Source organism: Amycolatopsis sp. NPDC051106, from assembly GCF_040682775.1.
Taxonomy (GTDB): Bacteria; Actinomycetota; Actinomycetes; order Mycobacteriales; family Pseudonocardiaceae; genus Amycolatopsis.
The window spans coordinates 21,140-34,150 of sequence record NZ_JBFBBQ010000024.1; the positions used below are offsets into that span (position 1 = coordinate 21,140).

A 13,011-nucleotide genomic window follows, 5' to 3' on the forward strand; every position below is an offset into this window, starting at 1 on the left:
GGTACCGCTAGAGCGTCAGGCGGTTCCCGAGTTCGCGGACGTGGTCCGCGGTGCCGCAGCCGAGGTCCAGCTGGCGGCGGCGCTCCGCCACGAACGCGCGGCCCAGGCCGGTGCGGTCCGATGTGGACATCGTGCGGCGCAGCTCGTTCAGCAGCCCGCGTTCCTCGCCGCGGACGTGCGCGTCCACGACGTTCTCCAAACGCGGCAACGCCTTCTCGAAGTCATCGGTTTCGAGGACGGCCAAGAGGTCGTCGGCGAAGGGATCCCCTGCGGAGTCCGGGCGGACGATCCGCTCGGTCGCCGTCGCGTGGGCGACCAGCAGGGCCGCCAGCTCCGCGACCAGGGCCGGGCGGTCGGCCTCGGTGTTGCGCAGGTCCCGGAACAGCTGCTCGAACCGGCGGTGGTCGGCCAGCAGCACTTCGACCAGGTCGGACCCCGGCGCGACCGCGGCCGGACCGGGACGCATCCAGCCGAACGTCAGCTCCACGGCCTGGCGCCAGTGCGCGTACTCGGAGTCGCGGCGGGCCGGCTCCATCGCGGGCAGCCACTGCCCGGCGCGGTGCCAGTTGCGCCGCAGCCCCTCCAGGTCCGGCCAGTACCCGACCGACAGCCCGGCCGCGTACGCGGCGCCGAGCGACACCGTCTCCGCGACCATCGGGCGGACCACCGGCACGTCGAGGACGTCCGCGACGAACTGCATGAGCAGGTTGTCGGCGGTCATCCCGCCGTCGACCTTGAGCGTCTTCAGCGCCAGGCCCGAGTCGGCGTTCATCGCGTCGACGACCTCGCGGGTCTGCCAGCCGGTCGCCTCCAGCACCGCCCGCGCCAGGTGGCCCTTCGTGATGTACGACGTCAGCCCGGCGATCACCCCGCGGGCCTCGCTGTGCCAGTGCGGCGCGAACAGCCCGGAGAACGCGGGCACGATGTAGCAGCCGCCGTTGTCCTCGACCGTCCGGGCCAGCGTCTCGATCTCGGGGGCGCTGCCGATCAGCTCGAGGCCGTCGCGGAACCACTGGACCAGCGACCCGGTGACGGCGATCGAGCCTTCCAGCGCGTACACCGCGGGCTCGTCGCCGATCTTGAACCCCACCGTGGTGAGCATGCCGTGGGTGGACAGCACCGGCGTCGAACCGGTGTTGAGCAGCAGGAAGCTGCCGGTGCCGTACGTGCACTTCGCCTCACCGGGCGCGAAGCACGTCTGGCCGAACAGCGCGGCCTGCTGGTCGCCGAGCGCCGCCGCGATCCGGATGCCGGGCACCACGCGGCTCGTGGTGCCGTAGACCTCTGTCGACGAGCGGATCTCCGGCAGCATCGCGCGTGGGACGTCGAAGAAGTCGAGGAGCTCGTCGTCCCAGTTCAGGGTGCGCAGGTTCATCAGCATGGTGCGCGAGGCGTTGGTGACGTCGGTGATGTGCACACCGCCTTCGGCGCCGCCGGTGAGGTTCCAGATCAGCCAGCTCTCGACGGTGCCGAAGAGGACGTCCCCGCGCTCGGCGCGTTCGCGCAGGCCGGGCGTGCGTTCGAGCAGCCAGCGCACGCGCGGTGCGGAGAAGTACGTCGCCAGCGGGAGGCCGCACAGCTGCCGGACGCGGTCGGCGCCGGGTTCGCGGGCCAGCTGTTCGAGCATGGCGTCGGTGCGGGTGTCCTGCCAGACGATGGCCCGCCCGATCGGGTTGCCGGTGTGCCGGTCCCAGAGGACGGTGGTTTCGCGCTGGTTGGCGATCCCGAGGCCGACGACCTGCTCCGCGGTGGCGCCGGCGTCGGCCAGGGCCTGCGGCACGATCCGCGCGACGTTCCGCCAGATCTCGACGGCGTCGTGCTCCACCCAGCCGGGCCGCGGGAAGTGCTGCTGGTGTTCCCGCTGCACGACCGAGACGAGCCGGCCGCGCGCGTCGAACAGGATGCACCGGGTGGAGGTGGTGCCCTGGTCGATGGACATCACGTACCGCTGGACCACGTACTCACCTTCCTCAGGCCGGCGATGTCGACGGTCGGCGGCGAGAGCGGCGGCCGGGTGCGCTCGGCGCGAGGGCGAACGGGGTGCTCGAGCCGAGGGGCGTCGTCGGGCACCCGCACCTCCCTCACCATCGGGACGCGCCCAGGTCGCGGGACACCGCGCGGGCCGCGTCGCGGACGTGACCCAGCAACCTCGCGTTCGGGCCACCGTCCGGCTCGCAGATGCGCTCCACCGCGCCGAACACACCGATCGCGCCCACCACGATGCCGCCGTGGCCGCGGATCGGGGCCGCTATCCCCGCCTCGCCCGAGATCATCTCGCCGTTCTCCACCGCCCAGCCTGCCTCGCGTACCTTCGCACACGCGCGCTTGATCGCCGTTTGGGTGACCAGCGTGCGGCGCGTGTACGGCTCCGGCGTGGCCTTCAACGTCGTGTCGTAGGCCAGCAGGACCTTCCCCAGCGCCGTCGCGTGCAGGGGCAGCAGGGTGCCGACGTCCAGGGTCTGCAGGCTGTCGTCCGGGCGGAACACGTGGTGCACGACCAGCACCCGGCCCTCCAGGGGCGCGCCGATCCGGACCGCTTCGCCGCTGCGGGACGCCAGCGCGTCGGCCCAGTTGATCGCGCGGGAGCGCAGCTCGTTGACGTCCAGGTAGCTGGTGCCCAGGTGCAGCAGCGTGGCCCCGAGCTGGTACTTGCCCGTGTCGCGGTCCTGCTCGACGAACCCGACGCCCTGCAGCGTCCGCAGGATGCCGTGCGCCGTCCCCTTCGCCAGTTCGAGGGACTCGGCGATCTCGCCGACCCCGAGTCGGCCCGAGCCGCGCGCCAGCAGCTTGAGGATGGCAGCGGCGCGCTCGATGGACTGGATCGGACCCGGCACGTCCGCGACCCTAGCCCGACCGGCTCCGATTCGACAATGTCGAACATCGTCTCCGCGCGTTCGACAATGCCGACCCGGTCGCGTTGACCGGGTGTTTTCCCGAACCTAGCTTTCACTCACCAGGGGGAAGAACGGTCCTTTGTGGAGGAAGCAATGGTGCGAAACCTCAAGGCCCGCGGACTCGCCGGCGAGATGGCCGCCGAGTTCGTGGGGACGATGATCCTCATCCTGTTCGGGTGCGGGGTGGTGGCGCAGGTCGTCGCCGCGGGCATCGGGGACCACGACAGCATCGCCTGGGCCTGGGGACTCGGCGTCACGCTCGGCGTCTACGTCGCTTCGCGGATCAGCGGCGCGCACCTGAACCCCGCCGTGACCATCGCGCTGGCGGTGTTCAAGGGCTTCGAGTGGCGCAAGGTCGCCCCCTACGCCCTGGCGCAGACCGCCGGCGCGTTCCTCGCCGCGCTGCTCGTGCGCTGGAACTACACCGAGGTGCTCAACGCCAAGGACCCCGGCCTCACGATCAAGACCCAGGGCGTGTTCTCCACCCTTCCGGGTAACGGGACGCTCCCGGTGGGTGACTGGGGTGCCTTCCGCGACCAGATCATCGGCACCGCGATCCTGCTGATCGTCCTGTTCGCCATCACCGACCTGCGCAACACCTCGCCGGGCGCGAACCTGGCCCCGGTCGTCGTCGGCTTCCTCGTCGTCGCCATCGGCATGGCCTGGGGCACCAACGCCGGCTACGCGATCAACCCCGCCCGCGACTTCGGACCGCGCCTGGCCTCCTGGCTGACCGGCTACGACACGGCGTGGTCCGACCAGTACGGCTTCCCCTACTGGTGGATCCCGATCGTGGGCCCGATCATCGGCGCCCTCGTCGGCGGCGCGATCTACAAGTACCTGATCGAGCGCTTCCTGCCCGCCGGGGACCCGCTGGACGCCATGCCCGCCAAGGACCTCGAGACCGCCGCCTGAGAAGGAGCACGACCATGCCGGACTTCGTCGGTGCCGTCGACCAGGGCACCACCAGCACCCGCTTCATGATCTTCGACCACGGCGGCAACGAGATCGCCCGCCACCAGCTCGAGCACGAGCAGATCCTGCCCAAGCCCGGCTGGGTCGAGCACGACGCCACCGAGATCTGGGAACGCACCCGCTCGGTCATCGCGACCGCGCTGAACAAGGCCAACCTGACCGCCGGCGACCTCGCCGCGCTCGGCATCACCAACCAGCGCGAGACCACCGTCGTGTGGAACCGCCGCACCGGCCGCCCGTACCACAACGCGATCGTCTGGCAGGACACCCGCACCGACCGGATCGCCTCGGCGCTGGAGCGCTCCGGGAAAGGCGACGTCATCCGCCGCAAGGCCGGCCTCCCGCCCGCGACGTACTTCTCCGGCGGCAAGCTGCAGTGGATCCTCGAGAACGTCGACGGCGTGCGCGAGGACGCCGAAAAGGGCGACGCCCTCTTCGGCACCACCGACTCGTGGCTCATCTGGAACCTCACCGGCGGCCCGGACGGCGGCGTCCACGTCACCGACCCGACCAACGCCTCGCGCACCATGCTGATGGACCTCGAAACCCTCGACTGGGACGACGAGCTGTTGTCGTTCTTCGGCGTCCCGCGGCAGATGCTGCCCGCGATCCGGCCGTCGTCGAACCCCGGCTTCTTCGGCACGACCCGGGCGGACGGCCCGCTCGGCGGCGAGGTCGCGCTCACCGGCGTCCTCGGCGACCAGCAGGCGGCGACCGTCGGGCAGGTCTGCTTCCGGCCCGGCGAGGCCAAGAACACCTACGGCACCGGCAACTTCCTGCTGCTCAACACCGGGCACGAGCTGGTCCGCTCGAAGCACGGCCTGCTGACGACGCTGTGCTACCAGTTCGGCGCCGAGAAGCCCGTCTACGCGCTGGAGGGGTCGATCGCCGTCACCGGGTCGGCCGTGCAGTGGCTGCGCGACCAGCTCGGCATCATCAGTGGTGCGTCGCAGAGCGAAAGCCTGGCCCGCCAGGTCGAGGACAACGGCGGCGTCTACTTCGTCCCGGCGTTCTCCGGCCTGTTCGCGCCGTACTGGCGCTCGGACGCCCGCGGCGCGATCGTCGGGCTCACCCGCGCCACGACCAACGCTCATCTCGCGCGGGCCACCCTGGAAGCGATCTGCTACCAGACCCGCGACGTCGTCGAGGCCATGCAGAACGACTCCGGCGTCACGCTCGACGTGCTGCGCGTGGACGGCGGCGTCACCGCCAACGAGCTGTGCATGCAGCTGCAGGCGGACATCCTCGGCGTCCCGGTGTCGAAGCCGGTCGTCGCCGAGACCACCGCGCTCGGCGCCGCCTACGCGGCCGGGCTGGCCGTCGGCTTCTGGCGGTCGACCGACGAGCTCGAGCAGAACTGGAACGAGGACAAGCGCTGGCAGCCGTCGTGGACGGAAGAGCAGCGCGCCGAGGGCTACGCGGGCTGGCAGAAGGCCGTCGGCCGGACGCTCGACTGGGTGGACGTGGAGTGATGATGAGGAGGAGCACCGTGACAGCACTTTCCCCGCAGTACCGCGCGGACGCACTGCGGAAGCTGGTGCGCGAAGAGGTCGACGTCCTGGTGGTCGGCGGGGGAGTGACCGGCGCCGGCGTCGCGCTCGACGCGGCTTCGCGCGGGTTGTCCGTCGCGCTGGTCGAGGCCCGCGACTTCGCCGCCGGCACGTCCAGCCGGTCGTCCAAGCTGATCCACGGCGGCCTGCGCTACCTGGAGCAGCTGGACTTCAAGCTGGTGCGCGAAGCGCTCAAGGAACGCGGGCTGCTGCTGCAGAAGCTGGCCCCGCACCTGGTGCGGCCGGTGAAGTTCCTGGTGCCGCTGAAGCACCGGGTGTGGGAGCGCGGCTACATCGGCGCCGGCGTCACGCTGTACGACACGCTCGGCGGCGCCCGCGCGCTGCCGCGGCACCGGCACCTGTCCAAGCGCGGTGCCGCCAAGGTGGCGCCCGGCCTGGCGGACGACGCGCTGATCGGCGCGATCCAGTACTACGACGCCCAGGTCGACGACGCCCGCCACACGATGACCATCGCGCGGACGGCCGCCGAGCAGGGCGCTTCGGTGCTGACGCGGGCCCGCGTGACGTCGCTGCTCCGCGACGGCGAGCGCGTGGTCGGGGCGAAGGTCCTCGACCGCGAGAGCGGCGCCGAGATCGAGGTGCGCGCTCGCACCGTGGTGGCGGCGACCGGCGTCTGGAGCGACGACATGGCGGAGGCGGCCGGGATCCCCGCGCCGTTCACCGTGCGCGCGTCGAAGGGCATCCACCTGGTGGTGCCGCGGGAGAAGATCGACCTCGACACCGGGCTGATCCTGCGCACCGAGAAGAGCGTGCTGTTCGTCATCCCGTGGGGCAAGCACTGGCTCGTCGGCACCACCGACACGGAGTGGGACCTCGACCGCGAGCACCCGGCGGCGAGCCGCGCGGACGTCGACTACGTGCTGGAGCACCTCAACGCCGTGCTCCGGACGCCGGTGACGCACGACGACATCGAGGGCGTCTACGCGGGACTGCGTCCGCTGCTGGCGGCGAAGGCGGCCGCGACGACGAAGCTGTCGCGGGAGCACGCGGTGGCGCACCCGGTGCCGGGCCTGGTGATCGTGGCCGGCGGCAAGTACACGACGTACCGGGTGATGGCCTCGGACACCGTCGACGTCGTGGTCGAGGAACTCGGCCGGCCCGCGCCGCCGTCGTGGACCGACCGGCTGCCGATCGTGGGCGCCGAGGGGTACCACGAGCTGTGGGCCGACCGCGGTTCGGTCGCTTCGAAGACGGGGCTGCCGCTGCCGCGGGTCGAGCACCTGCTGCAGCGGTACGGCACGCGGATCTGGAACCTCGTTTCCCTGATCGAGGACCAGCCCGCGCTCGGTGAGCCGATCACGGAGACGTCGGAATACCTTCGCGTGGAAGCCGTCTACGCGGTTTCGCACGAGGGCGCGCTGCACCTCGAGGACGTCCTGACCCGGCGGACGCGGATCTCGATCGAGGAACGCGACCGCGGCGTGGCGGCGGCCCCGGTGGTCGCCGGGCTGATCGCCCCGCTGCTGGGCTGGGATTCCCACCGCACGGACCGCGAGGTGGCGAACTACCTGGCGCGGGTCGAGGCGGAGCGCTCGGCGCAGGAGGCCCCGGACGACGAGGCGGCGAACGCCACCCGCCTCGCGGCCCCGGCGCTCCTACCGAGCTGATCCGGCGTGCTCACGGAGCGGGGACGCACCCCAGCTCCGTGAGCACGTAGCGGGCGTTGGCCGAGATCACCGGGTTCGTGTGCCGGTAATACGGCAGCTGGATCACCGCCATCGACAGCGCGCGGCCGCGGCCCCGCGCCCACGTCGCGTCGTCGGCGCCGATGTGGTCGCGGAACACCTCTCGCGCGGTCCCGGACAGCAGGTTCCACGCGGGGATCAGGTCGCACGCCGGATCGCCGACCCCGGCGGTGGCCCAGTCGAGGACACCGCTCAGGCGGCCATCGCGCAGCAGGAGATTGCTCGGCATCAGGTCCGCGTGCACCCAGCTCGGCGGCCCGGTCCACGGTGGAGCATCGAGCGCCGCCGCCCAGCAGGCGAGGGCCGCCGCCGCGTCGAACGGCTCGTCGGTGCGGCTCAGCTCCTCGATCGCCCGGCGGGTGGCCGTGTCCACTGTGGACAGCGGCTGTCCGCGGAAGGCCGGAGGACCGTCCGCCTGGCGCGCCCGCAGTGCGCACACGAACTCCGCCAGGTCGCGGGCCGGTGCGTCCCGGCCTTCGAGCGCCGGTTCGCCGTCGAGCCAGCCGTGCACCGCCCACGGCCACGGATACCCCTCGGCCGGTTCGCCCACGGCGACGACGGCCGGGACCGCCACCGGCAACCCGTCGAGCGCGGTGAGGGCCCGAGCTTCCTTCGTGATGTCTCCGGCGCCGCCCGCGGTCAGCGGGAGCCGGACCGTCAGGTCGTCACCCAAGCGGTACACGGCGTTGACCGTGCCGCCGGAGGCCAGGGGAGCGACCGGCAGGCCGGCCCACGCCGGGAACTGCCCGCACACCAGCCGCCCGACGAGGTCGGTGTCGATGGCGTGCTCGTCGGCGTGCATCCGGCCCATGTGATCACCGAACCACGCACGTCAACGGGGTTTCCGTGACCCCGGGCACCCCGGATTGCACGACGATGCATGGGCGTGCATAATCATTCGCATGTCCAAGGTGCTCACTTCCCTGCCCGTCGGCGAGCGTGTCGGTATCGCCTTCTCCGGTGGCCTCGACACTTCCGTAGCGGTCGCGTGGATGCGCGACAAAGGCGCGGTCCCCTGCACCTACACCGCCGACATCGGCCAGTACGACGAGCCCGACATCGACTCGGTGCCCGGGCGGGCCGGCCAGTACGGCGCCGAGATCGCGCGGCTGGTCGACTGCAAGGAAGCCCTCGTGGAAGAGGGGCTCGCGGCGCTGACGTGCGGCGCGTTCCACATCCGCACCGGCGGCCGCAGCTACTTCAACACCACGCCGCTCGGCCGCGCGGTCACCGGCACGCTGCTGGTGCGCGCCATGCTCGAGGACGACGTCCAGATCTGGGGCGACGGCTCCACCTACAAGGGCAACGACATCGAGCGGTTCTACCGCTACGGCTTGCTGGCCAACCCTTCCCTGCGCGTCTACAAGCCGTGGCTCGACGCGGACTTCGTCACCGAACTCGGTGGCCGCAAGGAAATGTCGGAGTGGCTGCTGGCCCACGACCTGCCCTACCGCGACAGCACCGAGAAGGCCTACTCGACCGACGCCAACATCTGGGGCGCCACGCACGAGGCCAAGTCGCTGGAGCACCTGGACACCGGCATCGAGATCGTCAAGCCCATCATGGGCGTGGCGTTCTGGGACCCCGAGGTCGAGATCGCGGCCGAGGACGTGACGGTCGGCTTCGAGCAGGGCCGGCCGGTGACGATCAACGGCAAGGAGTTCGCCTCCGCCGTCGACCTGGTGCTGGAGGCCAACGCCATCGGCGGCCGCCACGGCCTGGGCATGTCCGACCAGATCGAGAACCGGATCATCGAGGCCAAGAGCCGCGGCATCTACGAGGCCCCGGGCATGGCGCTGCTGCACGCGGCCTACGAGCGGCTCGTCAACGCCATCCACAACGAGGACACCCTCGCCAGCTACCACAACCACGGGCGGCAGCTCGGCCGCCTGATGTACGAAGGCCGCTGGCTGGACCCGCAGGCGATGATGCTGCGCGAGTCGCTGCAGCGCTGGGTCGGCACCGCGATCACCGGCGAAGTCACGCTGCGGCTGCGCCGCGGCGAGGACTACTCCATCCTGGACACCACGGGCCCGGCGTTCAGCTACCACCCGGACAAGCTGTCGATGGAGCGGACCGAGGACTCGGCGTTCGGCCCGGTCGACCGGATCGGCCAGCTGACCATGCGCAACCTCGACATCGCGGACTCGCGGGCCAAGCTCGAGCAGTACGCGAGCCTCGGCATGGTCGGCGGCAACTCGCACCCGAAGCTGATCGGCGCGGCCCAGGCGGCCTCGACCGGCCTGATCGGCGCGATGCCCGAGGGCGGCGCCGAGGTGATCGCTTCGCGCGGCAAGACCGATGACGTCGAGCTGCTCGACAACGCCGCGATGGAGTTCGGCACCGACTGACCCCGCGTCAAAGCCTCTGAAGGCCACCATGAGGGCATCCAGTGCCCTCATGGTGGCCTTCAGAGGCTTGCGTCAGTCAGCGAGAGCCAGCAGGGCCTCCGGCTCCGAGGCCACCGGCTCTTCGGTGACCGGCTGCTTGCGGGCGACCAGGCCGCTGATCGCGATCAGCAACCCCAGCACCGCGATGCCGGTGACCACGCTCAACGCCGGCGTCAACCCGGTGAGCAGCGCCGCCGGGGAGGCCTCACGGCCGCCGTTGGCGGTCAGGACCGCCGTCACCACCGCGAGCCCGATCGCGCCGCCCACCTGCAGCGACGTGTTCAGCAGGCCGCCCGCGAGCCCCTGCTCGCTGTCCGCGATCCCGGCCGTGGCCTGGATGTTGAGCGAGGAGAACGCCAGCGTGAAGCCGATGCCGAGCAGGATCATGCTGGGCAGCACGAACGCCGCGTACCCCGAGTGCTCGTCCACCCGCAGGAACAGCGTGTAGCCGATGACGTGCGCGACAACGCCGGCGAAGATCGTGCGCGGGGTGCCGATCCGGTCGATCAGCGGCTCGATGCGCGGCGAGCCGAACGCCACGATCAGCGCCGCCGGCAGGAAGCCGAGCGCTGTCTGCAGCGCCGACCAGCCGAGCACCCGCTGCAGGTACAGCATCACGACGAACTGGAACCCGATGTACGCGCCGAAGAACAGCGCGCCGCCGAGGTTCGCGCGGGCCAGCGGGCCGGCGCGGAGGATGCCCAGGCGCAGCAGCGGGTGGGGACTGCGCTTCTCGATGACCACGAACGTCACGAGCAGGGCGAGCGCGACGGCGAACGTGATCAGCGTGCGCGGCGCGGCCCAGCCGACCTCGGGCGCCTCGACGACGCCGAAGACCAGCAGCAGCGAGCCGGCGGCGCCGGTGATGGCGCCCGGGAAGTCGTAGCCGCGGCCTTCTTCCCGCCGATAGGCCGGGATCAGCTTCCACGCGGCGGCGAACGCGACCAGGGCGATCGGCGCGGGCAGCAGGAACGTCCAGCGCCAGCCGACCTCGGTCAGCAGGCCGGAGAACACGAGCCCGGCGGAGTACCCGCTCGCCCCGAACACGGCGAAGATGCTGATCGCCTTGTTGCGGGCCGGGCCCTCCTGGAACGTCGTGGTGATGATGGACAGCGCCGCCGGGGCGGTGAACGCGGCGGCCAGGCCCTTGATGAAGCGGCTCGCGATGAGCAGCGCGCCGTCGTCGACGAGCCCGCCGAGCAGCGAGGCCAGCGCGAACACGGCGACGGCGACGAGGAACACGCGGCGGCGGCCGAGCAGGTCGGCGGTGCGCCCGCCGAGCAGCAGCAGCCCGCCGTAGCCCAGGACGTAGCCGCTGACGACCCATTGCAGCGCGTTGGTGGACAGGCCGAGGTCGGCCTGGATGGCGGGGAGCGCGACCCCGACCATCGACACGTCGAGCGCGTCGAGACCGATGACGATCGAAACGGTGAGCAGGACACCCCAGAGACGTGCGTCCCACCGGGTCGAGGTGGTGGACAAGGACACGGAAGAACTCATGTCGGCGACAGTACATGCACACGCATCTAATGTCTAAGCATTTAATGCGTTTGCATCTGATGCCCGTGCATGCTAAGTTGGCCGCCGTGAGCGACGTCGCCGAGCAGGGCCTGGTCCAGGAGTGGCACGAGTTGCTGGCCCGCTACTCGGCCGTGTTCACCACGCTCGAGTGCCGCCTGCAGGAGCGCCACGGGATCGGCGCGAACGAGTTCGAGGCCCTGGAACGGCTCGCGACCTGCGACTTCAAGTGCCGCTCGGCCGACCTCACCGGAGCCATCCACCTCAGCCAGAGCGCCACCTCGCGGCTGGTCGCCCGCCTCGAGAAGGAGGGCCTGGTCGAGCGCGCGCTGTGCGAGGTGGACCGGCGCGGCATCTTCGTCACCCTCACCGACGCCGGCCGGGAGAAGTACCTCGCGGCCAAGCGGACGCACCGCGAAGTGCTCAGCGAGACCCTGCGCTGACGCGTCAGCCCACGGGCCCCTCGGCCGCCGTCACCTGGAGCTGCTGCTGGCCGCCGGCGGCGCTGGTGACCGTCAGGGTCAGCTTGTCGCCCGGGTGGTGGGTGTCCATCACGTTCGTCAGCGTCGTCGCCGAGTCGATCGCCGTGCCGTCGATGGCGGTGATCACGGCCCCCGCCGCGAGGCCCGCCTGCTGCGCCGGACCGCGGGCGACGACCTCGCGGACCTGGGCGCCCTGCCCCTGCGCGTCCGACACCGAGACGCCGATGAACGCCGTCTTGCCGATGTGGATCTTGTCCGACGCGGTGCCCGCGACGATCCGGTGCGCGATGTCGACGGCCTGGTTGATCGGGATGGCGAAGCCCTGACCACCGGCACCGCTGCGGCGGCCGTTGAGCTGGTACCCGGTGGACGCGGCGGTGTCGACGCCGATGACCTGCGCGTTCGCGTTGACGAGCGGGCCGCCGGAGTCGCCGGACTCGATGTTCGCGCGGACCTGGATCAGTCCGGTGAGCTGCTCGGACGAGCCGCTGGACTCGTCGGAGGCGGTGATCGACTGGTCCAGCGCGGTCACCGTGCCGGGCGCCGGGACGGGGTCGCCGCCGCGGCCGCCGGCGTTGCCGAGGCCGAGGATCTGGTCGCCCACGTTGACGGTGGACGAGTCGCCGATGCTCGCGGTGGGCAGGCCGGACGCGTCTTCGAGCTGCAGGACCGCGATGTCTTCGCTGCGGTCGTAGCCGACGACTTCCGCCTTGTACGTGTCCCCGGTGCCGATGCTGGTGACCTTGATGCTGGTCGCCCCGGCGACGACGTGGTTGTTCGTCAGCACCTCGCCGTCCGCGGTGAGCACGATGCCCGTGCCGGCCGCGGCGGCGCCCTGCAGGCCGAGCTCGGTGTTGATGTTGACGATGGCCGGGTTGACCTTCGCGGCGACGGCGTCGGCGTCGAGTGCCGTGGCCGACGCGCTGGGCTGCCCGGAGTAGCCGAAGTTCTGGTTGCCGCCGGCGGTGGAGCTGTTCGAGGCGGAGATGAAGTGCCCGATGCCGAGCCCGGCGACCACGGCGAGGGCGACCGCGACGACGGCGAAGGTCAGGGCCCGCAGCGGACGCCTGCGCGGCGGCTGCGGGACCGGCGGCGGGTAGCCGTAGCCGTGCGGGGCGCCCTCGTGGCCGTAGAAGCCCTGGGGCTGGGTGTACTGCGGCGGGTACGGGCGGCCCCACTGGTCACGGGCCTGGCCGTACGGCTGCTGCCCGTAGTACTGCTGGTCGTGGGGCTGCTGCCCGTAGTACTGCTGCCGGCCGTGGGACTGCTGGTCGTAGTAGCCCTGACCCTGCGGGTAGTCGCCCTGGCCGTAGCCGTACGGGTACTCGCCGCCGCCCCGCGGTCCTCGGTCGTACTCGCTCATGCACAGCTCCAGCCCTCGACAAGCCTCCGGCCGTTCCAGGAAACGCCTGGTTCCTGAGAATTTCCTGGCGCGCTTCCATGGAGTTGCTGTGGATGTACCCGAGGAGCCCGGCCGGCATGCCGACGTGATCGAA

10 protein-coding genes are annotated in these 13,011 nt (G+C 71.3%); 5 read left to right on the top strand and 5 right to left on the bottom strand.

Annotated features, from left to right (window positions below; translation table 11 throughout):
* Positions 1–7 precede the first annotated feature (7 nt).
* Together glpK (AB0M83_RS19895) and AB0M83_RS19900 are read right to left on the bottom strand one after the other, a co-directional pair.
* Positions 8–1,957, bottom strand: coding sequence for a glycerol kinase GlpK (gene glpK, locus AB0M83_RS19895; RefSeq protein WP_364518980.1), 1,950 nt, complete (start codon positions 1,955–1,957; stop codon positions 8–10).
* Positions 1,958–2,081: 124 nt separating this feature from the next.
* Positions 2,082–2,834, bottom strand: coding sequence for an IclR family transcriptional regulator (locus AB0M83_RS19900; protein WP_364518981.1), 753 nt, complete (start codon positions 2,832–2,834; stop codon positions 2,082–2,084).
* 153 nt (positions 2,835–2,987) lie between these two features.
* On the opposite strand from AB0M83_RS19900, the gene AB0M83_RS19905 reads away from it, so the two are divergent.
* Genes AB0M83_RS19905 through glpD form a run of 3 tightly spaced genes read left to right on the top strand, consistent with a single transcriptional unit; the run spans position 2,988 to position 7,047 of the window.
* Positions 2,988–3,809 carry an MIP/aquaporin family protein gene (locus AB0M83_RS19905; protein ID WP_364518982.1) on the top strand — a complete coding sequence of 274 codons (822 nt, stop codon included), beginning with the start codon at positions 2,988–2,990 and terminating at the stop codon, positions 3,807–3,809.
* A 14-nt stretch (positions 3,810–3,823) separates the two neighbouring features.
* Positions 3,824–5,341 (top strand): glycerol kinase GlpK, encoded by a 1,518-nt coding sequence (gene glpK, locus AB0M83_RS19910; protein ID WP_364518983.1) that lies wholly within the window; start codon positions 3,824–3,826, stop codon positions 5,339–5,341.
* On the top strand, positions 5,341–7,047 hold the full coding sequence (glpD, locus tag AB0M83_RS19915) for a glycerol-3-phosphate dehydrogenase (RefSeq protein ID WP_364518984.1): 1,707 nt from the start codon (positions 5,341–5,343) through the stop codon (positions 7,045–7,047). Before glpK (AB0M83_RS19910) ends, glpD begins: the two co-directional genes overlap by 1 nt.
* Positions 7,048–7,057: 10 nt before the next feature.
* On the opposite strand, the gene AB0M83_RS19920 is transcribed toward glpD, so the two are convergent.
* On the bottom strand, positions 7,058–7,936 hold the full coding sequence (locus AB0M83_RS19920; RefSeq protein WP_364518986.1) for an aminoglycoside phosphotransferase family protein: 879 nt from the start codon (positions 7,934–7,936) through the stop codon (positions 7,058–7,060).
* Between the two features lie 91 nt (positions 7,937–8,027).
* On the opposite strand from AB0M83_RS19920, the gene argG reads away from it, so the two are divergent.
* Positions 8,028–9,476 (top strand): argininosuccinate synthase, encoded by a 1,449-nt coding sequence (argG, locus tag AB0M83_RS19925; RefSeq protein WP_364518988.1) that lies wholly within the window; start codon positions 8,028–8,030, stop codon positions 9,474–9,476.
* 72 nt (positions 9,477–9,548) lie between these two features.
* Here the strand turns inward: argG and AB0M83_RS19930 are convergent, their stop codons facing one another.
* Entirely contained in the window at positions 9,549–11,015 is a 1,467-nt protein-coding gene (locus AB0M83_RS19930) for an MFS transporter (RefSeq protein WP_364518990.1), read from the bottom strand.
* A gap of 86 nt (positions 11,016–11,101) precedes the next feature.
* Between AB0M83_RS19930 and AB0M83_RS19935 the strand changes: the two genes are divergently transcribed.
* Positions 11,102–11,476, top strand: a complete 375-nt coding sequence (locus AB0M83_RS19935) for a MarR family transcriptional regulator (protein ID WP_364518992.1) — start codon at positions 11,102–11,104, stop codon at positions 11,474–11,476.
* Positions 11,477–11,480: 4 nt separating this feature from the next.
* Here the strand turns inward: AB0M83_RS19935 and AB0M83_RS19940 are convergent, their stop codons facing one another.
* Entirely contained in the window at positions 11,481–12,878 is a 1,398-nt protein-coding gene (locus tag AB0M83_RS19940; RefSeq protein ID WP_364518994.1) for a S1C family serine protease, read from the bottom strand.
* Positions 12,879–13,011: the final 133 nt, after the last annotated feature.

Excerpts from the sequence above, each read along its gene's own strand:
- glpD (WP_364518984.1), top strand. The coding sequence starts at position 5,341 with ATGATGAGGAGGAGCACCGTGACAGCACTTTCCCCGCAGTACCGCGCG.
- AB0M83_RS19905 (WP_364518982.1), top strand. The coding sequence starts at position 2,988 with ATGGTGCGAAACCTCAAGGCCCGCGGACTCGCCGGCGAGATGGCCGCC.
- AB0M83_RS19920 (WP_364518986.1), bottom strand. The coding sequence starts at position 7,936 with ATGGGCCGGATGCACGCCGACGAGCACGCCATCGACACCGACCTCGTC.
- AB0M83_RS19930 (WP_364518990.1), bottom strand. The coding sequence starts at position 11,015 with ATGAGTTCTTCCGTGTCCTTGTCCACCACCTCGACCCGGTGGGACGCA.
- AB0M83_RS19940 (WP_364518994.1), bottom strand. The coding sequence starts at position 12,878 with ATGAGCGAGTACGACCGAGGACCGCGGGGCGGCGGCGAGTACCCGTAC.
- argG (WP_364518988.1), top strand. The coding sequence starts at position 8,028 with ATGTCCAAGGTGCTCACTTCCCTGCCCGTCGGCGAGCGTGTCGGTATC.
- glpK (WP_364518983.1), top strand. The coding sequence starts at position 3,824 with ATGCCGGACTTCGTCGGTGCCGTCGACCAGGGCACCACCAGCACCCGC.